The organism is Mycolicibacterium anyangense, assembly GCF_010731855.1.
In the GTDB taxonomy this organism is placed as follows: domain Bacteria; phylum Actinomycetota; class Actinomycetes; order Mycobacteriales; family Mycobacteriaceae; genus Mycobacterium; species Mycobacterium anyangense.
Map to the genome: position 1 here is coordinate 3,506,922 of NZ_AP022620.1, position 20,005 is coordinate 3,526,926.

21 protein-coding genes are annotated in these 20,005 nt (G+C 68.0%); 5 read left to right on the plus strand and 16 right to left on the minus strand.

All coding sequences use genetic code 11. The features are described 5' to 3' along the window. Window positions 1-52: 52 nt before the first annotated feature. The 7 genes from G6N35_RS16585 to ftsH form a co-directional block, all read right to left on the minus strand. The gene (locus G6N35_RS16585; RefSeq protein WP_163805244.1) at window positions 53-1,396 is read right to left on the minus strand and encodes a DUF6779 domain-containing protein; all 1,344 of its coding nucleotides are present in this window, start codon (window positions 1,394-1,396) and stop codon (window positions 53-55) included. 66 nt (window positions 1,397-1,462) lie between these two features. Next, complete coding sequence (locus tag G6N35_RS16590) at window positions 1,463-1,939, minus strand: DUF3180 domain-containing protein (protein WP_163805245.1); 477 nt, start codon at window positions 1,937-1,939, stop codon at window positions 1,463-1,465. After that, the gene (gene folK, locus G6N35_RS16595) at window positions 1,939-2,472 is read right to left on the minus strand and encodes a 2-amino-4-hydroxy-6-hydroxymethyldihydropteridine diphosphokinase (protein WP_163805246.1); all 534 of its coding nucleotides are present in this window, start codon (window positions 2,470-2,472) and stop codon (window positions 1,939-1,941) included. Before folK ends, G6N35_RS16590 begins: the two co-directional genes overlap by 1 nt. Beyond that, window positions 2,469-2,873 carry a dihydroneopterin aldolase gene (gene folB / locus G6N35_RS16600; RefSeq protein WP_163805247.1) on the minus strand — a complete coding sequence of 135 codons (405 nt, stop codon included), beginning with the start codon at window positions 2,871-2,873 and terminating at the stop codon, window positions 2,469-2,471. The genes folK and folB overlap by 4 nt, the downstream gene beginning before the upstream one ends. After that, window positions 2,866-3,669: a dihydropteroate synthase gene (gene folP / locus G6N35_RS16605; RefSeq protein ID WP_163807726.1), complete on the minus strand. Its 804-nt coding sequence runs from the start codon at window positions 3,667-3,669 to the stop codon at window positions 2,866-2,868. Before folP ends, folB begins: the two co-directional genes overlap by 8 nt. A 38-nt stretch (window positions 3,670-3,707) precedes the next feature. Further along, complete coding sequence (folE, locus tag G6N35_RS16610) at window positions 3,708-4,310, minus strand: GTP cyclohydrolase I FolE (RefSeq protein WP_163805248.1); 603 nt, start codon at window positions 4,308-4,310, stop codon at window positions 3,708-3,710. Window positions 4,311-4,329: 19 nt separating this feature from the next. Next, window positions 4,330-6,621 (minus strand): ATP-dependent zinc metalloprotease FtsH, encoded by a 2,292-nt coding sequence (gene ftsH, locus G6N35_RS16615; RefSeq protein ID WP_163805249.1) that lies wholly within the window; start codon window positions 6,619-6,621, stop codon window positions 4,330-4,332. Window positions 6,622-6,796: 175 nt separating this feature from the next. On the opposite strand from ftsH, the gene G6N35_RS16620 reads away from it, so the two are divergent. Both G6N35_RS16620 and G6N35_RS16625 read left to right on the plus strand, forming a co-directional pair. Then, a complete protein-coding gene (locus tag G6N35_RS16620) occupies window positions 6,797-7,762 on the plus strand; it encodes an alpha/beta fold hydrolase (protein WP_163805250.1) in 966 nt (321 codons plus the stop codon). Between the two features lie 2 nt (window positions 7,763-7,764). Next, a complete protein-coding gene (locus G6N35_RS16625) occupies window positions 7,765-8,940 on the plus strand; it encodes an LLM class flavin-dependent oxidoreductase (protein WP_163807727.1) in 1,176 nt (391 codons plus the stop codon). A gap of 10 nt (window positions 8,941-8,950) precedes the next feature. Here G6N35_RS16625 and G6N35_RS16630 read toward each other — a convergent pair whose 3' ends face one another. From G6N35_RS16630 to G6N35_RS16650, 5 genes are all read right to left on the minus strand, one after another. Then, entirely contained in the window at window positions 8,951-10,444 is a 1,494-nt protein-coding gene (locus tag G6N35_RS16630; RefSeq protein ID WP_163805251.1) for an APC family permease, read from the minus strand. Between the two features lie 199 nt (window positions 10,445-10,643). Further along, entirely contained in the window at window positions 10,644-11,216 is a 573-nt protein-coding gene (locus G6N35_RS16635) for a helix-turn-helix domain-containing protein (RefSeq protein WP_163805252.1), read from the minus strand. A 216-nt stretch (window positions 11,217-11,432) separates the two neighbouring features. Further along, the gene (locus tag G6N35_RS16640) at window positions 11,433-12,206 is read right to left on the minus strand and encodes a glutamine amidotransferase-related protein (protein WP_197748429.1); all 774 of its coding nucleotides are present in this window, start codon (window positions 12,204-12,206) and stop codon (window positions 11,433-11,435) included. A 4-nt stretch (window positions 12,207-12,210) separates the two neighbouring features. Next, complete coding sequence (locus tag G6N35_RS16645; protein WP_163805253.1) at window positions 12,211-13,095, minus strand: dihydrodipicolinate synthase family protein; 885 nt, start codon at window positions 13,093-13,095, stop codon at window positions 12,211-12,213. Window positions 13,096-13,107: 12 nt separating this feature from the next. Continuing rightward, window positions 13,108-13,911 carry an aldolase gene (locus G6N35_RS16650; RefSeq protein ID WP_197748430.1) on the minus strand — a complete coding sequence of 268 codons (804 nt, stop codon included), beginning with the start codon at window positions 13,909-13,911 and terminating at the stop codon, window positions 13,108-13,110. 122 nt (window positions 13,912-14,033) lie between these two features. Here G6N35_RS16650 and G6N35_RS16655 point away from each other — a divergent pair, with 122 nt between their 5' ends. Both G6N35_RS16655 and G6N35_RS16660 read left to right on the plus strand, forming a co-directional pair. Further along, window positions 14,034-14,564, plus strand: a complete 531-nt coding sequence (locus tag G6N35_RS16655) for a helix-turn-helix domain-containing protein (RefSeq protein ID WP_163805254.1) — start codon at window positions 14,034-14,036, stop codon at window positions 14,562-14,564. A 43-nt stretch (window positions 14,565-14,607) separates the two neighbouring features. After that, entirely contained in the window at window positions 14,608-15,327 is a 720-nt protein-coding gene (locus G6N35_RS16660; RefSeq protein ID WP_163805255.1) for an SIMPL domain-containing protein, read from the plus strand. On the opposite strand, the gene hpt is transcribed toward G6N35_RS16660, so the two are convergent. The 4 genes from hpt to dacB are packed head-to-tail and all read right to left on the minus strand — an operon-like array spanning window position 15,324 to window position 19,308. Continuing rightward, window positions 15,324-15,899: a hypoxanthine phosphoribosyltransferase gene (gene hpt / locus G6N35_RS16665; RefSeq protein ID WP_179967371.1), complete on the minus strand. Its 576-nt coding sequence runs from the start codon at window positions 15,897-15,899 to the stop codon at window positions 15,324-15,326. The two genes, G6N35_RS16660 and hpt, sit on opposite strands and share 4 nt — an antisense overlap. A 30-nt stretch (window positions 15,900-15,929) precedes the next feature. Further along, window positions 15,930-16,892: a tRNA lysidine(34) synthetase TilS gene (tilS, locus tag G6N35_RS16670; protein WP_163805257.1), complete on the minus strand. Its 963-nt coding sequence runs from the start codon at window positions 16,890-16,892 to the stop codon at window positions 15,930-15,932. Next, window positions 16,871-17,929 (minus strand): Rv3626c family coenzyme F420 biosynthesis-associated protein, encoded by a 1,059-nt coding sequence (locus tag G6N35_RS16675; protein ID WP_163805258.1) that lies wholly within the window; start codon window positions 17,927-17,929, stop codon window positions 16,871-16,873. The genes tilS and G6N35_RS16675 overlap by 22 nt, the downstream gene beginning before the upstream one ends. Beyond that, the gene (gene dacB, locus G6N35_RS16680; RefSeq protein WP_163805259.1) at window positions 17,926-19,308 is read right to left on the minus strand and encodes a D-alanyl-D-alanine carboxypeptidase/D-alanyl-D-alanine endopeptidase; all 1,383 of its coding nucleotides are present in this window, start codon (window positions 19,306-19,308) and stop codon (window positions 17,926-17,928) included. The genes G6N35_RS16675 and dacB overlap by 4 nt, the downstream gene beginning before the upstream one ends. 157 nt (window positions 19,309-19,465) lie before the next feature. Here dacB and G6N35_RS16685 point away from each other — a divergent pair, with 157 nt between their 5' ends. Next, window positions 19,466-19,954: an inorganic diphosphatase gene (locus tag G6N35_RS16685; RefSeq protein ID WP_163805260.1), complete on the plus strand. Its 489-nt coding sequence runs from the start codon at window positions 19,466-19,468 to the stop codon at window positions 19,952-19,954. The last annotated feature ends 51 nt before the right edge of the window (window positions 19,955-20,005 follow it).

The following is a 20,005-nucleotide window of genomic DNA, read 5'->3' on the forward strand; positions in this document are numbered from 1 at the left end:
CAACTTTAACCCCAGGCCGACGCGGCGCCGCGGGCTCGCCTACCCCGCGGGCTCAGTCCTCGCGGCGGCGGCGGCCGCCGCTGCCGGTGTTGCCGTTGGCCTGCAGACGGGCCAACAGGTCGGCGACGGACTGGCCACCGGCGTGCTGACCGCCAGGGCCGGCAGGCGGTTCCGGTTCGGGCTCTGGCTGTGGTTCGGGCTCCGGCTCGGGCTCGGGCCGCCGTCGCCTGCCGCCGGACTCCGGCGGCGGGGGTGTGGACATGGCCGGCGCGGCCTGGCCGTAGGCCGGGGCCTCCACCGAGTGCCGGGCCCGTGGGGCGGCCGGTTCCGCAGCGGGCTGCATGACCGGTTCGGGGCGCGCCGGTTCGGGTCTCGGCGGCGCGGGTGCGGGCGGTTCGTCGACCGGGCCGGTCCAGTGCCTGCCGCGGCGTGCCTCCTCCGGTGTGGGGGCGCTGTCAACCGGTGGTGACACCCAGGTGCTGCCCGGCGTCCCAGGCGGCAGCCAACGCCCCTCGGCCTCCACCGGCTGCCACTCGCTGCTCTGGGCCGCCGGGGCCGGTGCGGGCTGCGGCGGTGCGGGTACCGGGGTGGGCTGCACAGGCGGGGCGGCCGGGCCGGCGCCGTTGCCGGCCGGCCGGCGGTGCGAGCCGCGGTAGTCGTCGTAATCCTGCGGCGGCGGGGGTTCCTGGTAGCGAGGGCGCGGGGGCGGCGGCGCGTAGGGCTGTTGTTGTTGGGCAGCGGGCTGCTGCCGGGGAGCCGGTGCGGGCGGCGGCGGAACCAGCGGCTCCTCGGGCACGTCGATGATCGGGTTCTCTGCCGTCCGGCTGGCGTTGTCCTCCGCGGTGACCGGGGTGATACGGCTGCTCTGCACCCGGCCGGGAGTTGGTGGCATCGCCGTGGTGTCGCGGGTCCAGTCGCCGTACCCGGCCGCCGCACGGTCGCCCTCCAGCGCGGGACGGTCGCCGAGATCGGCGTCGAACAGGATCTCGAGATTCGCGCGCAAGGCGGCGAGTTCGGCGCGCAACGCCGCTACCTCGTCGGCGGCCTGGGCTCGCAGTTCGGCGGCCAGTTCACGGCGTAGGTGCGATTCGACTCCCAGCTCGTACTCGCGGCGCGCGGAGATCTCCCGATCGAGCTGCAGGTCGTAGACCAGCTTCAGGTCCCGGGCCCGGGCGGCGTCGACATCGCTCTGGCGCCGATAGATCACCGACACGAAGGCGGCGACCACGGCCGCCCACAGCGACAGCACCACCGCGAGCTTGAGCAGCTCGACGCGGTTGGTGAATACCAACGCGGAACTGGCAACGATGGCCAGGACCAGCAACGTCGTCAAGAGCAGCCAACCCGGCCTGCGGCCGCCGCGCCGATTCCGGCCGCCGCGGGACAGAACGGTCATGGGGTGACTGTACCCGCGCGATGTCCGTGTACGTGTCCTCAAGCTGCGGCGATTCGCCGCGGCGCATCACTCGGTGGCGGAGTCGGCGCTCTCGGTTGGGTCGGCCGGCGACTTACAGCAATTCTCGAGCCACAACGCGGCGACCACGAGCGCCGCTGCACTGATGGCGGCCACCACCGCACCCGGGGTGTCGGCGCCGGCGACCCGGAGTTCAGTGCGGCGCGGCAGCAGGTAGACGACGACGCCGGTCCACCACCCCGCGGCCAGCGCGCCCACCCACGCCGAGGCCTTGGCGATCACGACACTGCGCGCCACCGCCAGGGGATGCAGCCGGCCGGCGCCGACCCCGATTCGCCCGTCGCGGATCCGCCCGCGCACCGACACGGCCCACGCCGCCTCAGCCACGGCGACGGCCAGCAGCGACAGTCCGGTCCACACCGTGATCGGCGGGAAGTAGCGGTACAGCACATGCACCACCAGATAGGAGACGACCGCTGCCACGACGATCGCGGCCAGCAGGTCGCGTCTGCGGGTCAGCCCCATCAGGCACTCAGCTCGGGAGGCAGGTGCAGGATCAGATCGGTCAGTCGGACGCCGTCACGTTCGGCCGCGTCCAGTTCACCCATGAGCCGTTCGACCGGCCGGCTCTGGCCGGCCACCGTCAGGACGGCGTCGGGTTCCACCGCCAGCCACGGAATCAGGACGAACGCGCGCAGATGTGCCATCGCGTGCGGCAGGGTCAGACCCTCGTCGCGCGAGAAGATCTCGGTCTCCCCCTCGTGGCAGCACACCAGGTCGACGTCCAAGGTGCGCGGGCCCCACTTCTGTTCGCGGACCCGCTCGTTGGCCTGCTCGAGGGCCTGCGCCTTCCGCAGCCAACCGTGTCCGTCGAGTTCGGGATCTTCCGCCACCACGATGGCGTTGAGGAACGGCCCCTGCTCGACACCGCCCCAGGCGTCGGTCTCGTAGACCGGCGACAGGGCGCGCACCGACGCACCGAGACCGTCGACGGCGGCCTGCAGCCGCGCCATCCGGTCACCGAGGTTGGAGCCGATGGACAGCACCACCCGGCTCATATCGCGTCTCCGGCCGGAACGATCTGCCGCCGGCCGCCGCCGCGCCGGGATCGACGGGCCACCACCGCAACATCCTTGAACGACAACGGGATCGGGGCGTCCGGTTTGTGGAGCACCACCTCGACGGCGTGGACCCGCTCGTCTGTCATCACGTCCTCGGCGATCTCGGCGGCGACCGTCTCGATCAGGTTGCGCGCCGGGCCGCCGACGACGGCGGCCGCCCGCTGGGCCAGGACGCCGTAGTCGAAGGTGTCGGCGAGGTCGTCACTGGCGGCCGCGGCCGCCAGATCGATCCACACGGTGATGTCGACGACGAAGTCCTGGCCGTCGCGTCGCTCATGGTCGAAGACGCCGTGGTTGCCGCGAACGGTCAACCCGCGCAACTCGATTCGGTCAGCCACCGGCACCCTCCCAAGCGTCGAGGACGGCGAGCGCATCCACGCTCGCGCGGACGTCATGCACCCGAACACCCCACGCGCCGTGCATCGCGGCCAGGGCGGAGACCACCGCGGTGGCGGTTTCCCTGCCGTCGGGTGACCGCGGGGTCCCGTCGGCGTCGGCCAGCAGGGCGCCGAGGAACCGCTTGCGCGAGGCCCCGACCAGGACCGGGATCCCGGTGCCGACCAGTTCGGGCAGGGCGTTCAGCAGGGCCCAATTGTGCTGGGCTGTCTTGGCGAAGCCCAGGCCGGGGTCGATGATCAGATTGGCCGGCGCGACACCGGCGCCGACGGCGGCGTCCACACTGGCCAGCAGTTCGTCGCGTACCTCGGCGACCACGTCGTGATAGTCCGGCACCGCATGCGGCTGCGCGGCACCGACCGAACGCCAGTGCATCAGAATCCACGGCACGTTCGCGTCGGCGAGCACCCGCGCCATCGCCGGATCGGCGCGCCCACCGGAGACGTCGTTGACGATGCTGGCACCGTTGTCCAGCGCAGCCGCGGCCACGGCCGCATGCATGGTGTCGATGCTGACGGTGATCCCTTGGGCGGCAAGCTCTTTGATCACCGGCACCACTCTGGCCGTCTCGACGGCGGCATCGATGCGCACCGCACCGGGACGGGTGGACTCGCCGCCGACGTCGATGATGGCCGCACCCTGGGCAACCAGTCGGACAGCGTGTTCGACGGCCCGACCGGGGTCCACATACCTCCCGCCGTCGGAGAAGGAGTCATCGGTGACGTTGACGACTCCCATCACCTGCACGCGGCCGGCGACCCGGGGTGGGATGCTGTTCACTTTCGCAGGATGAGTTCCAGCGCCTCGGCTCGGGATGCCTTGTCGGTCTTGAACTGTCCCCGCACCGCAGAGGTGGTGGTGCTGGCGCCCGGCTTGCGGACCCCGCGCATCGCCATGCACAGATGCTCGGCCTCCATCACCACGATCACCCCGCGCGGCTTGAGTTTGCGCATCACCGCGTCGGCGACCTGGGAGGTGAGCCGCTCCTGCACCTGCGGGCGCTTGGCGTACAGGTCGACCACGCGGGCCAGCTTCGACAGCCCGGTGACCCGACCATCCTCACCCGGGATGTAGCCGACATGCGCGACCCCGTGGAAGGACACCAGGTGATGCTCACAGGTGGAGTACATCGGGATGTCCTTCACCAGCACCAGCTCATCGTGCTGCTCATCGAAGGTGGTCTCCAGCACCGCATCGGGGTCGGTGTAGAGCCCGGCGAACATCTCCCGGAAGGCTCGCGCCACCCGAGCCGGGGTATCCACCAGGCCGTGCCGGGTCGGATCCTCCCCGACTGCGAGCAGCAGTTCACGCACTGCTGCCTCGGCACGTTCCTGGTCGAAAACCGGCGTCTCGAGCGAGATCGAGGTCGGCTGGGCCATCGAAGCTCCGTTTCGTCAATCAACCATTCGGCGGCGGGGTGGGCCGGGTGCCGTCATCCGCGGCATCGTCCTGCGGCGCGGGGCCGGGCCCGGCATGGCTGGGCGCGGGGTAGGGCTGGTACGGCGGATACGGCTGCTGGCCCTGCTGCTGCGGCGGGCCCCATCCGGGCGGCGGCGGGTACCAGTAGCCACCACCCTGCTGGGCCGGCGGCGGCCAGCCCGGCGCGTGCCAGCCGGCGGGTGCGCCGTAGTCGGGCTGGTTGCCGGCGGGGGCCGCGGGCGGCGCGTGGTGCGCGCCGTTGCCGTTGCCGCCATTGGTCTGCTGGGCCTGTGCCGTTGCCTGTGCGATCGCCTTCTTGAACGCCGGCTCCGGCATCGGCTTGGGCCACGGCTCGCCACGTTCGATGGCCAGCTCACCGGGGGTCTTGATCGGCGGCTTGTCCGAGGGGATGCGGCCACCGAAGTCGTCGAACACCGTCAGGCGCGGGCGCTTCTTGACGTCGGCGAAGATGCCCTCCAGCTCCTTGCGGTGCAGCGTCTCCTTCTCCAGGAGTTCACCGGCGAGCACGTCGAGCACGTCGCGGTACTCGGTGAGGATGGCCCACGCCTCGGTGTGCGCAGCCTCGATGAGCTTGCGCACCTCGTCGTCGATGATCTGCGCGACCTCGTGGCTGTAGTCGGCTTGGGTGCCCATGCTGCGGCCCAGGAACGGGTCTCCGTGCTCGGTGCCGTAGCGCACCGCGCCCAGCTTGGCGCTCATCCCGTACTCGGTCACCATCGCGCGGGCGATCTTGGTGGCCTGCTCGATGTCGGAGGACGCACCCGTGGTGGGCTCGCGGAAGATGAGTTCCTCGGCCGCGCGGCCACCCATCGCGAACACCAGGCGGGCGATCATCTCCGAGCGGGTCATCAGACCCTTGTCGTCCTCGGGCACCGAGACGGCATGGCCGCCGGTGCGGCCACGAGCCAGGATGGTGACCTTATAGATCGGCTCGATGTCGGGCATCGCCCAGGCCGCCAGGGTGTGGCCGCCCTCGTGGTAGGCGGTGATCTTCTTCTCCAGCTCGGAGATCACCTTGCCCTTGCGGCGTGGCCCGCCGATCACGCGGTCGACGGCCTCTTCGAGTGCGGCCCCGGTGATCACCGTGCCGTTCTCGCGGGCGGTCAGCAGCGCAGCCTCGTTGATCACGTTGGCCAGGTCGGCGCCGGACATGCCGACGGTGCGCTTGGCCAGGCCGTCGAGGTCGGCGTCGGGCGCCATCGGCTTGCCCTGCGAGTGCACCCGCAGAACGGCCTTGCGGCCGGCCAAGTCGGGGCTGGTCACCGGGATCTGGCGGTCGAAACGGCCGGGCCGCAGCAGCGCCGGATCGAGGATGTCCGGCCGGTTGGTGGCGGCGATCAGGATGACGCCCTGGCGGTCGCCGAAGCCGTCCATCTCGACGAGCAGCTGGTTGAGGGTCTGCTCACGTTCGTCGTGCCCGCCGCCCAGGCCCGCGCCGCGCTGGCGGCCGACGGCGTCGATCTCGTCGACGAAGATGATGCACGGGCTGTTCTGCTTGGCCTGCTCGAACAAGTCGCGCACCCGGGATGCGCCGACGCCGACGAACATCTCGACGAAGTCCGAGCCAGAAATCGTGAAGAACGGAACTCCGGCTTCACCGGCCACCGCCCGGGCCAGCAGGGTCTTACCCGTTCCGGGCGGGCCGTAGAGCAGGACGCCCTTGGGGATCTTGGCGCCCAGTGCCTGGTAGCGCGAGGGGTTCTGCAGGAAGTCCTTGATCTCGTAGAGCTCCTCGACAGCCTCGTCGACACCGGCCACGTCGGCGAAGGTGGTCTTGGGCATGTCCTTGGACAGCTGCTTGGCCCGCGATTTACCGAAGCCGAAGCCCATCCGGCCGCCGGTCTGCATGCGGGAGAACAGCACGAACAGGCCGACCAGCAGCAGCAGCGGGAGCATGTAGACCAGCAGCGAGCCCAGGATGCTGCCCTGGTTCACCACGGTGTTGGTCTTGACGCTCTTGGCCTGAAGCGCATTGAACAGGTCGACGCCGTACCCGGTCGGGTACTTGGTGATGACCTTGTTGGAGTCTTCGGTGTCGCCGTTGCCGTTCTTGAGCTCCAGGCGCAGCTGCTGTTCGCGGTCGTCGATCTGGGCGCTCTTGACGTTGTCCGTGTTGATCTGCGTCATCGCCACCGAGGTGTCGACGGGTTTGAAGCCACGGGTGTCGTCACTGAAATAGAAGAACGACCAGCCGAGCAGCAACACGACGGCCACCACCGTCAATGTGCGGATCACATTTTTGCGGTTCATCTACATCGGCCGTATCCGGCCAGGTCCTTCCGATATGCGCAGCTGGGATAGTTCAGGCTACCGCTACACCAACGTCGGGCAGAGCCCCGCCGGTTTCCGTTACGGAATGGTTCTGGTTCACCCGAGAGCGAACGAGGCCCTTCCGGCAGCCGTGCGGCTGTGCTTGGCTACCACCGTGGCCGCCCCGACCGAACGGTTAGTTGACGTCAACGGAGTGCGCCTGCGGGTACTGGAAGCCGGCGATCGAGGTGCGCCCGTGGTGGTGCTGGCCCACGGTTTCCCCGAACTGGCGTACTCCTGGCGCCACCAGATCCCGGTCCTGGCCGATGCCGGCTATCACGTGTTGGCCCCCGATCAGCGCGGCTACGGCGGGTCCTCGCGCCCCGAGGACATCGGGGCCTATGACATCGCCGCCCTGACCGGGGACGTGGCCGCCCTGCTCGACGACGCCTGCGCGCAGCGGGCCGCCATCGTCGGCCACGACTTCGGCGCCGTGGTGGCGTGGAACATGCCGCTGCTGCATCCCGATCGGGTCGCGGCCGTCGCCGGGCTGGCGGTACCCCCGATCCCCCGGCCGCTGACCCCGCCGACCGAGGCGTTCCGCCGGATCTTCGGCGACAACTTCTTCTACATCCTGTACTTCCAGGAGCCCGGCCCGGCCGACGCCGAACTGGCCAGGGACCCGTTCCGGACCATGCGGGTGTTGCTGGCCGGCATGCGCACCCCCGACGGCGAGGAGGCCGCGCAGCGGATGCTCACCCCGGGGCCCGCCGGCTTCCTTGACCGGCTGACCCAGCCCGAACGGTTGCCGGACTGGCTCTCACCCGACGAGCTCGAGCATTACGCAACCGAATTCGGCCGCACCGGGTTCAGCGGGGCGCTGAACTGGTACCGCTGCTTTGACCGCAACTGGCAGATCCTGGGCCACCCGGCTGCCGACACCATCACGGTCCCCGCGTTGTTCATCGGCGGCACCGACGATCCGACGCTCGGTTTCACGCGGACCGATCGGGCCACCGAAATGGTCAAGGGTCCCTATCGTCAGGTCCTACTGAGCGGCGCCGGTCACTGGATCCAGCAGGAGCGGCCAGCCGACATCAATCGCGAACTGTTGGATTTCCTATCCGGATCGGAGTGGTGACCATGCGACCCCTCAACTTCGGTGTGTTCGTCACGCCGTTTCATCCCGTCGGGCAATCCCCCACCGTCGCATTGGAATACGACCTCGATCGGACGGTCGCGCTGGACCGGCTCGGTTACGACGAGGTGTGGTACGGCGAACACCACTCCGGCGGCTACGAGCTGATCGCCTGCCCGGAGGTGTTCATCGCCGCGGCGGCCGAACGCACCAAGCACATCCGTCTCGGTACCGGCGTGGTGTCGCTGCCCTACCACCATCCGCTGATGGTCGCCGACCGTTGGGTACTGCTGGACCATCTGACCCGGGGTCGGGTGATGTTCGGAACCGGGCCGGGCGCCCTGCCGTCAGACGCCTACATGATGGGTATCGACCCGGTCGAGCAGCGGCAGATGATGCAGGAGTCGCTGGAGGCCATCCTCGCCCTGTTCCGCGCCGGCCCCGACGAGCGGATCAACCGGCACTGCGACTGGTTCACCCTGCGCGATGCGCAACTGCACATCCGGCCCTACACCTGGCCGTATCCGGAGATCTCCACCGCGGCCATGGTGTCGCCGTCCGGTCCCCGACTGGCCGGCACATTGGGAACGTCGCTGCTCTCGCTGTCGATGTCGGTACCGGGCGGATATGCGGCACTGGAAGACGCCTGGCGGATCGTGGTCGACAAGGCCGCCGAGGCTGGCCGCCCCGAACCCGACCGGACCAACTGGCGGGTGCTGGGCGTGGTGCACCTGGCCGACACCCGCGAACAAGCCATCGAGGACTGCACCTACGGGTTGAAGGACTTCGCCAACTACTTCGGTGCCGCCGGGTTCGTCCCGCTGTCCAACGACGTCGACGAGGCCACCCAGTCGCCCCGCGAGTTCGTCGCCGACTATGCCGCCCAAGGGAATTGCTGTATCGGCACCGCCGATGACGCGATCGCCTACATCAGCGATCTGCTGGAGCGTTCCGGCGGCTTCGGCACCTTCCTGATGCTCGGCCACGACTGGGCCAACCCGCAGGCCACCTATCATTCCTACGAGTTGTTCGCCCGCAAGGTCATTCCGCACTTCAAAGGCCAGCTCCGTGCCGGCGAAGCATCACACGAATGGGCACGGGATATGCGCGACAACCTGTTCGGCAGGGCCGGCGAGGCGATCATGAAGGCGATCGGCGAGCACACCAGCGGGCAAGCCTAGATTTCGGTGGCTACGGCGCCGGATTCATCTGCGGCGCAGCACCTTCCCGCGGGTGCGCCCAGGTGTCGACGGTCACTTCCAGATCGGCCTCGATCTCGTCGAACAGCACCGGTCGACGTCGTCCGGCAGCCGCCAGCCATGTCGCTCCGACCGCCATGTATGCCAGGAAGTAGTAGGGGAAGTAGCGCACCGGCACCGGGGGCAGCGGGTAGAAGCTACCGATGGTCGGGACCAAAAGACAGACGATCGCCAGTGCAGATATGACGACGCTCTTCGTGCTGAGCTGGCCGTGCTTGCGCAGGTATACCGGGGCGGCGACCGCGATCATGAAATACGCGAGCAGAAATCCGAACGCGGCAAGTGTTCCGGCGTCGCCGAAGGTGGTCAGTGGATCGGTGAAGATCTGCATCACGCTCACGATGCCCAGCACCAGCACCGTGTAGACGGTGACCGCCACGTGGGGTGTCCGGTTGCCGGCGTGAATGTTTCCCATCCGGTGGCTGAGCATTCCGTGCCGGGCCATGGGCAACAGAATGCGCGAGCCCGCGTTGACGCACGACAATGTCAACGAGTAGAAACTCAACACCGCGCCCAGACAGATCGGCGCCTTGAGATAGCCGACCTGATAGGCATCGGACAGCGTGGTGAGCGGCGCAGCAAGCTGTCCTAGATCCAGGCCGCGGCCACTGGCGCCGACGACCTCGACATAGCTGACGAAGACGAAGAACAGTCCCGCGATGATCAGACTCCATCGCACAGCTCGCGGAACACTTTTCAGCGGGTTCTTGGCCTCGCCGCCGAGCGCGGTGGCACTCTCGAACCCGACGAGGCTGAAGATGCACGCGACGACTGCCAGCGTTGTGCCACTGACGCTCACGCCGTCGAGGCGCAGCTGGTGCACGTCGAGGACAGAGCCATGTTTGGCCAAGACCGTTGCGCACAGTACGACGATCAACACGACCGACAGGCCTTCCAGGACCAGCATCAGCAGCGACGAGATCCGGATGTCCTTGTAGGCCACGAGCCAACAAAGGAAAGCACTGACGCCGAATGAGAATACGACCGGAACGTGGGCACCGATTCCGACGGCATCGAGGAACTGATTGACGAAGATCGCAAAGCCGGCCAGGCCGGCGACCGCGATGAACGCATAAGACCACAGCAGGGTCCAGCCGGACAACACACCGCCCCGCGGTCCGAGCCCACGGCCGATATAGGCGTACATGGACCCGGGCAACGCCGATCTACTAGCGAACACGTTGAGGTTCATCACGACGAACGAGAGCATGACAGTGGCGAACAGATAGGCCAACCAGGTTCCATTGCCCGCGAACGAAAAGGCCAGCGGCACAATGAGAACAGCAGTCATCGTCGGCGATATCAGCGCCACCGACTGCGCCAGCAGGGTGGGGAATCCGAGTACGCCCTCGCGTATCCCTGACGTGGATCCCGGCGGTGGTCCGACAGTCGCGGGAGTGGGTGGTAGTTCAGCGGCCATGGCCATGAGAGGAGCTCCTAATTGCCTGAAGACCCGATACAGAGCGGGTTCGCGATTTCGTCATCGGGCGGTGCGTGTGCCCGGCACGATCAAGGCTAGGAGCTTGGTTGCCTTAGAGACAACACTTGTTGACCAATTTGACGACGCGGTAATGCAACGTTACATCGTTGTCATGCAGGCACTTTCATCACATCGATACCGGACATCAATGGTGTATGCGGCTGAGCTCGGTGTGATCGGTTGCCGATACCAGTAATACCTCGGTGACCATCCGAGCCGTCAACCGATGCGGTCGGCCCGCATCGAAATGCACTGCAGCACCGGCTGGAATCTCGTGATCGACACCGTCGTAGGTGAAGGTCAACGCCCCGCTGACGACGTAGAGCCATTCTTCGCCGCGATGCTGGACGGGGGTACCGGCGGGGCGACGCGGTTGAACCCTGACCCGCAACGCCTCGATGCTGCGGGATCCCGAAAATCCGCTACAAACAGCGACTTCCAGTCCATCGGCCGATCGTCGCGGGGCGCCCGGGGCGAATGTCGCCAGCTCTGGGCCACCATCGTCCTCGCCGAGGAGCGAGCTGACTCGAACACCCAATGCTGTTGCAAGATCGACCAATGCGCCGATCGACGCCTGCCGCTCACCGGATTCCAACCGCGACAGGTGGGCCTTCGACAGGCCCGAGCAGTCCGAGAGTTGATCGAGCGTAAGGCCACGGCTCTCCCGCGCCGATCTGAGCCGTGGACCGATTGCCTCGAGATCGACCGCCGCTGACATGCACCGCAGCGTAACCACCTGTTGCCCGTGAGGCAACACGGGTGTTCGAACCTTGACTATGCGGGTCTAGTGTCCCGATTCGTTAGTTCGTGGACAGCCACGCATGCCTCTCGTTACCGCGAGCCTGTCGTTATCGCCCGGGTTACTTGCCTTTTACGCGATAACGACAGCGTCGGTGAGGTTCTGAAGGGAGCAGCGAACTTCCGACTCACGACACTAGCCGACCGGCCGCAGAGCTCTCGATCTGTGTCGGTATGCCACTGACAGCCTGTCCAGGAATTCGTAGAGCAGGTGATTCATCACGTCGTATTGGTGGTCACGCATCACCTCGGCGCGTTGCACATAGCGTGCCGACGGCTCCACTGCTGTGGGATAGGCCTGCTCGATGAGCCCATCGACCAGCGGCTGTGTGAACTCCAAGTGACATTGGAATCCATACACCAGTGGGCCGTACTCGACGATCTGGCGGGGACAACCTGCACTGACTGCGAGCACCCTGGCCTGGGCCGTCAACCCTGGCATGTCCGCGTGCCAGTGGCCAACCACGGGGCGTGGCCCGAAGTGGGCGACTGCAGGGCTCGCCAATCCATCGGCGGTCAGTGTGATCGGGAAGTTCCCGATCTCGGGATACGGACTGGGTTCGAAGCCGGCGCCCAACGCCTGGCCGATCAGCTGGGCACCGAGACAGACCCCCACCACCGCTCTTCCTGCGGCGATGCATGAGGTGATCAACCTGCATTCGGCGGCGCTGTCGAAATACGGGCATTCATCGGTGGACGTCGCAGGGGACTGCGGCCCGCCGAGGATCACCAGCAGGTCGATGTCGGATCCCGACAGCGGCAGGGGCTGACCCTCGAAGACCCGCGAGTAGCTGGACCGGTGGCCACGCCCGGCGACCCATGACTCGAATGCCCCTGGTGCTTCGAATGATTCGTGCTGCACGAAATGGACGCGCAGGCGTTCATCCGCCCCGTCTGCTGATGCACTCACGCCGCTACACCGCGGAGAGCATCGCTTGGAGTTCGGAGCGCTCCGCCGGCCGTAGCGGCAGCAACGGGGGACGCGGGTCTCCGACGTCCTGGCCGAGGATGTCGAGGCCGGCCTTTACCGTGCTGGGGAGCCCACCACTGACGATGAATCGGAGCAACGGTGCGAGCTCGTCGTAGATCTGTTGGGCGCGCGCGAAATCGCCTGCCTGGGTTGCGGCGTAGAGATCCAGACACGCTTGCGGCCGCAAGTGAGCAGCAGCGGTGCACCATCCGCTGGCGCCCGTCTTGAGGGCGTCAAGAACCAACGGATTGCTGCCGTTGTAGAACGGCAACGAGCCGCCGGAGAGTTCCTTGATGCGCACCATTCTGGTGAGGTCACCGGTGGACTCTTTGACCATGGTCACGTTGTCGACTTCGGTGAACATGTCGAAGAGGAGTTCCGGGCTCATGTCGATGCCGCTGGTGGCGGGGTTGTTGTAGACCATGATCGGTATGTCGAGGGCGGCGCCGACGGTGGCGTAATGCTGGATGATCTCGTGTTCGGCCAGTTTCCAGTAGGAGATCGGTAGCACCATGACCGCGTCGGCACCCGCGTGCTGCGCATGGCGGGCCCGGCGCACGGTGTTCGCCGTGGTCAGGTCCGAGACCCCGACGACGACCGGAACCCTGCGGTTCACGACGCCGACCACGGTGTCGACCACGCCGTCGAATTCCTGCTCTGTCAGGTAGGCCGCTTCCCCCGTACTCCCGAGCGGGGCGATCGCATGGACGCCTGCGTCGACCAGTTCCTCGACCAAGGAAGCGAGCTTGCCGGTGTCGACGGCGTCGCCGGACGCCGTGAACGGCGTGACGGGGTAGGCGATGATTCCGTGTATCGATGTGGTTGCCATGGTCATCATTCCTTAGGTGTGGGCGGTGGACTGCGAAGTCAGGACATCGGGATGGCGGACCAGGGCGCGCCGGGCATAGTAGGCGAAGTTGGCTTGGCTGCGTTTGGGATTCAAGGTCCAGTCGTGCGCCTCACGCGCCAGCCGCTCCGGCAGTGGAGCAATGCTCCCGGCCGCCATCGCGGCAAGTTGCAGCTTGGCGGCACGCTCGATCAACATCGCCAGCGAGCACGCTTCCTCCACGCTGGCGCCGGCAACGACATGGCCGTGATGGGCCAGCAGTATCGCCTTCTTGGATCCCAGCGCCGCACTGATGATTTCGCCCTCCTCATCGCCAACCGGCACACCGGGCCAGTCGGCCAGGAAGGCGCAGTCGTCGTACAGGGGCGTGATGTCCATCTGAGAGACCACCAGCGGTATCTCGAGCATGGACAGTGCGACCACGTGAAACGGATGGGTGTGGACGATGCACGTCACGTCCGGCCTGGATCGGTAGATCCATGAATGAAAACGGTTGGCAGGGTTGGCCATCCCGTCGCCGGACAGCACATTCAGAGCCTCGTCGACCACCAGCAGGTTGTCCTCGGTGATCTCGTCGAAGCCCAAGCCGAGCCGTTGGGTGTAGAAGGTGCCCGGCGTCTCCCCTCGGGCGGTGATCTGCCCCGCGAGCCCCGAATCGTGGCCGGCGTCGAACAATGCCCGGCAGGTCAATGCCACCTTCTGTCGGGTGGTCAACCCTGTCTCTGGCACGTGGACCGACAGATCAGCCAATGCCCGTCGCATGATTTCGGGCTTGGTTACATCAAGAGCGGCGCTCACCAGCTGATCCTCCTCGGTTACCCAACTGAATGACACAGTGTGGATATTAGGACACATTGTGTCCTGTCGGCAACACTGTATTCTGGCGATGCTCATCGAGTCGGCGGAAAGGAGGAGCGGTGATGGCCGACGTGCTACGCGCGGTTCGCCTGGAACGCGCCATGACGCTGGAGGCACTCGCCGAGCTGACCGGCCTGACGAAGAGTTACCTGTCCAAAGTCGAACGCCGCCAGAGCGTCCCCTCGATCGCGGCAGCGATGAAGATCGCCAGGGCCCTCGATGTGGATGTGGCCCAACTGTTCTCCGACGACCCCGAGGCCCAGGCCATCACCGTGGAGCGAGCCGTCGGCCAGCACCAACGCGGACACCGACCCATCGCTGCAGACATGCTGGGGAAAGCCATGTCCCCCTTCGTGCTGTATCCGGGGACCGAGTTCGCCGAGCACTCGCACCCCAACCATCCGGGCCAGGAGTTCGTCTTCGTGCACAGCGGGACGGTGGATCTGAACTACGACGGGCAGACCATCCAGTTGGGTACCGGGGATTGCGCGTATTTCGATGCAGCCGCGACACACCGATTCCGCCGTGTCGGACTTCCACCCGCAGTGGTTCTCGTCGTCGCCTACAACGACAACCGCCTCAGCCCTCGATAACGGTGCGGACCGGAAAGTCGGGACTGCGCGCTACGGTGGCCTCATGTCGATGAGCCATCGGTTAGCAGTTGTCGTCGCTGCTGCAGGGGTCACCGCCGCCGCGGTCAGTGGCTGCGACTCCTCGGCCGCCCCGGTCGGCGCCAATCCCCGGCAGGTCACTGTGGTGGGCAACGGACAGGTCAAGGGCGTGCCGGACACCCTGACCGCCGACGTCAGCATCGAGGCCTCCGCTACGGACGTCACGACGGCGATGAACCAGACCAACGACCGGCAGAAGGCCGTGCTCAACTCGCTCAACGCCAGCGGCGTCGACACCAAGGACATCAGCACCACCGGCGTCAGCCTGCAGCCGCAGTACGGCGACGGGTCGACGATCCTGGGCTACCGGGCGTCCAACTCGATCCAGATCAAGATCCGCAACCTCGGCACCGCCTCGCAGGTGCTGGCCAATGTCGTGGGCGCCGGCGGCGACGCCACCCGGATCAACTCGGTGAGCTACTCCATCGAGGACGACTCGAAACTGGTCAGCGATGCGCGGGCGCGGGCCTTCGACGACGCCAAGGGCCGTGCCCAGCAGTACGCCCAGCTGTCCGGACTGTCACTGGGCAAGATCATCTCGATCAGCGAGGCACCAGGCGCCGTGGCCCCGCCGCAACCGATGCCCGCGCCGATGCCGCGCGGGGCGATGGCCAGCGAGGTCCCGTTGCAGCCCGGTGAGCAGACCGTCGGCTTCTCGGTGACCGCGGTGTGGGAGCTCGGCTAAGGCTCGTAGACCTTGGGGTCCAGCGTGCCGATGTAGGGCAGGTCGCGGTACCGCTCGGCGTAGTCCAGGCCGTAGCCGACGACGAACTCGTTGGGGATGTCGAAGCCGACGTAGGCGATGTCCACGTCGGCGCGCACCGCGTCGGGCTTGCGTAGCAGCGTGCACACCCGCAGCGACCGGGGGTGCCGGGTCGCCAGGTTGCGCAGCAGCCACGACAGGGTGAGCCCGGAGTCGACGATGTCCTCGACGATCAGCACATCGCGATCGTGGATGTCGCGGTCGAGATCCTTGAGGATGCGCACCACACCCGACGACGACGTCGAGGATCCGTAGGAGCTGACCGCCATGAACTCCAACTGAGTGGGCAACGGGATGGCCCGCGCCAGGTCGGTGACGAACATCACCGCACCCTTGAGGACGGTGACCAGCAAGAGGTCCTGACCGTTCAGCGAGTCGCCGTAGTCCTTGGCGACCGAAGCCGCCAGTTCCGCGGTTCGGTCCTGAATCTGGTCTTGGGACAACAGGACCGATTTGATATCCCCGGGGTACAGGTCGTGCACCGACACGCCCACACTGTGCCATGCCCGGAGCCTGACGACCAATCACACCGGCCGCGCGTACAACACCAATCTTCCGTCGCGGCGCCCCGCGAACAGTCTCTGGTGCGGCAGATCGGCGCTGACGGCCGCCCCGCCCTGGCCATGCCACGCCGTCACCAGCGCATCTACCGCGCGGATCTGTGTCTCGGTCAAGCCGCTGGCGCCGCCCCGCAGCAGCCACCCTCGCAACACGCGGCGGCGTACCGCCGTCGCCAGCCCGGACAGCGCTGCGACGGACAGGCCGTCGCCGTCGAGCGCCGCGGCCAGCGCCGCGTCGGCCAGCGCGTCGAGCGCCTCGGTGTCCTCCCGCAGCGCGCCGGCGGTACGGGCCAGCGCCTCGGCCACCCCGCCGCCGAGAACGTCCTCGAGCAGGGGCAGCACCTCGGTGCGCAACCGCACCCGGGTGAACCGTGCATCGTGGTTGTGCGGGTCATCCCAGGGGGCCAGGCCGAGTTCGGTGCAGGCGGCGCGGGTCAGGCTGCGACGCTGGCCGAGCCATGGCCGGTACCAGGGCGGGTCGCAGACCCGCATGCCGGCGATCGAGCGTGCCCCGGATCCCCGGCCCAAGCCGAGCAGCACGGTCTCGGCCTGGTCGTCGAGGGTGTGGCCGACCAACACCGGCGCACCGCCGCGGGCGCTGTCCAGGGCGGCGTACCGAGCCGTGCGGGCGGCGGCCTCGGGGCCGCCCCGGGTGCCGACGTGCACCGTCAGCACCGTCGCCTCGCTGCAGCCCAGCTCGAGGGCCGCGCGCCGGGCAGCGTCGGCCACGTCCGCCGAGCCGGACTGTAAACCGTGGTCGACGATCAGCGCGGTGGTGGGACGCAGCGCCGCCGCGGCGGCGGTCAGGGCCAGCGAGTCGGGCCCACCGGACAGCGCCACACACCAGGCGTCGCCGCCGGGCAGGTGTTCGGTCGCGAACCCGGCGAGGGCGGCCCGCAGCCGGGCTAGAGCACCCGGTCGATCCACCGCTGCGGATCCTCGATCTCGTCGGGCAGCGGCAGGGTGTCGGGACCCGACCAGACGGTGTTGAACCGGTCCATGCCGACCGTGGTCACCACATGGTCGACGAAGGCCTTGCCGCGGGTGTACTGGCTCATCTTGGCGTCCAGGCCGAGCAGCGCCCGCAGCAGCCGCTGCAGCGGGGACTGATGACGTTGGCGGCGTTGGTCGAAGCGGTGCCGGATGGTCTGCACCGACGGCACAACGGCCGGTCCGACGGCGTCCATCACGTGGTCGGCGTGGCCTTCGAGCAGGGTGCCCAACACCAGGAGTTGGTCCATGGCCTGGCGTTGCGGCTCGGACTGCACCGCGCGCATGAACCCGAGGATGCCGTCATTGTTCGGGTCGGGCCGGCGCTGCGACGAACGCCGCTCCTTGACGAACTCGGCCAGCCGGGCCACCACGGTGGCGACGTCGTCACCAGCATCCGAGGTCAGCACCGCCAACGCGCGCGACATGTGTTGGGCCAGCCAGGGATTCGCACTGAACTGGACGCGGTGGGTCACCTCGTGCAGACACACCCAGAGCCGGAAGTCCGAGGGCGAGACTCGCAGCTGGCGCTCGACGGCGATCACGTTCGGGTAGACCAGCAGTAGCTGACCGCCGGCTTGCGCGCCGACCGCGAACGGGTCGAACTGGCCGAGGATGCCCGAGGACACGAACGCCAGAACAGCCCCGGTCTGCGCCCCGGTGATCCGGCCGGTGATCGGGTTGGCTGCCTTCTCGGTTCCGCCGGTCATCACCCGCATCGATTCGGTGGCCGCGCGGATCCATTCCTCCCGGTTGACGATTCGGGCGTCGGGGACGACGTCGTCGTTGCCCAACCGGGTGACCTCGCGGACCGGACCCTCGGCGGTGCGAGCCGCGGCGGCCAGTTCGTCGATCGCCTGGCGACGGGTGTAGTCGGTGGCCGGCGGTCCGGGCCGGGTGAGCCAGGCGCCGACGGTGCCGGCGAAGCCCCAGTCGACCGCCCGCCCGACGGTCAGATCGCCGTCGGCGCTCACGCGCCGCACCCGCAGGTACGCAGGGTGCCGGCTAGGGCGTCGATGGCCACCCGGCCCATCGGCCCGGCGTCGTTGGAGATGAACGCGAAGGTGAGCACCCGGCCGCCGGCATCGGTGACAATCCCGGCCAGCGAGTTGGTGCCGGTCAACGAGCCGGTCTTGGCGCGCAGCCAGCCGGCCGACGAGGTGGCGGGATCACCGCCGAGGAAGCGGTCGGACAGGGTGCCGCTGCCACCGGCGATCGGGAGCAGATCCACCAGTGGCCGAAGCTGTGGATGGTCCGGGCCGGCCGCCGCGCCGATCACCTCGTCGAGGGTGGTCGCGGTCAGCCGGTCCAACACCGACAGACCGCTGGAGTCGACCAGCGTCGCACCCGTCATGTCGACGCCCGCCGACCGCAGTGCGCTGGTCACCGCATCGACAGCACCGGCGAAACTCACCGGCCGGCCGGTGGCCTTGGCCACCTCGCGGCCGATGGATTCGGCCATCACATTGTCCGAGGCGCTCATCATCTGGCGAAGCCGCTCGATCAGCGGCGCGGACTGCACCGAGGCCAGTTGCTGTCCGGTCGGGGCGGTGGTGGCGAAGGTGACGGTCGCCGGGTCGACGCCGAGGGCGGTGGCCAGCGCCCGGCCGGCGTCGAGCGCGGGCGTGGTCGAGCGGCGAGAATCGACGGTGGTGGGCTGGGTGCGCCCGGCGTCGATCATCACCGACTGGAGCGGCGCGATGTCGCCGCCGTCGATATCGGCGGGATCCCAGCCCGGCGCAAAGTCCGGTCCGCTGAACAGCGAACCGTCGACCTGGACGGCCGTCACGGCGAAACCGCTCTTGCGGACCTGGTCGGCCAGGTCGCTGATCCGGGCCGCACCCCGATACCAGGTGTCCTGGCCGGGCGGAGCGGCCGACAATGTCGGGTCACCGCCGCCCACGAGCACCACCACGCCGGGCTGGCGGGTCTGGTCGGCGGCCACCACCGTGGTGGTCACCCGCTCGTCGCGGGGCAGCGTGAGCAGCGCCGCGCCGGTGGTGAGCACCTTGTTCGTGGAGGCCGGCTGCATCGGCACGCCGGATCGCTGTTCCCAGAGCTGCTTACCGGTATCGGCGTCGGTGATGCGGCCGGTGATGTTGCCGAGGTTGGGATCGGCCACGGGGGCGGCCAGCGCGGCGGTCAGTCCGGCCGACGTGGGCGTCCCCGCGGTGTCCGAGACCGGAACGACGGCCGGTTTCGCCGTCGCCGGCGGGTGCGGCGCCGGCAGCTGGGCGCTGCTGGTGTCTGCGCCGGTGGCCACAGCCACGACCGCGACGACGGCGGCGACCAGCGCGATGACCGCCGCAGCGACCAGCGCGTGGGTGGAGCGACGCCACCGCGCGGGATTCATGACTGTCCTGACTGCATTCGTTTCATTGTGCCCAACCACCCTGTAGTGCGGGGCGGTGGTGGCGTTAGGGTTAGACGCCGTCGCCTGGCCTGCGGGCTTGGCGAAGCGACCCGGGCTCAGCTCGGGCAACCAGAACCAGTGGAAAAGGAGTCGCGCGGTGGAATTCGACGTCACCATCGAGATCCCCAAGGGCCAGCGCAACAAGTACGAGGTCGACCACGAGACCGGACGGGTCCGGCTGGACCGCTACCTCTACACCCCGATGGCCTACCCCGCCGACTATGGCTTCATCGAGGACACCCTCGGCGAGGACGGCGATCCGCTGGATGCCCTGGTGCTACTTCCGCTGTCCGTGTTCCCCGGCGTGCTGATCGAGGTACGCCCGGTCGGCATGTTCAAGATGGTCGACGAGGCCGGCGGCGACGACAAGGTGCTGTGCGTGCCTGCTGGTGACAAGCGCTGGGACCACATCCAGGACATCGGCGACGTGCCCAAGGACGAACTCGACTCCATCCAGCACTTCTTCACCCACTACAAGGACCTCGAGCCGGGCAAGTTCGTCAAGGGTTCCGACTGGGTCGGCCGGGCCGAGGCCGAGGCCGAGGTAGAGCGCTCGCGGGAGCGGTTCGCCGCCGAGGGGCACTGAGGTTTACTGAGCCCACGCTTCGGCCGGGACAGGATTTAGCCTGGCCGTAAC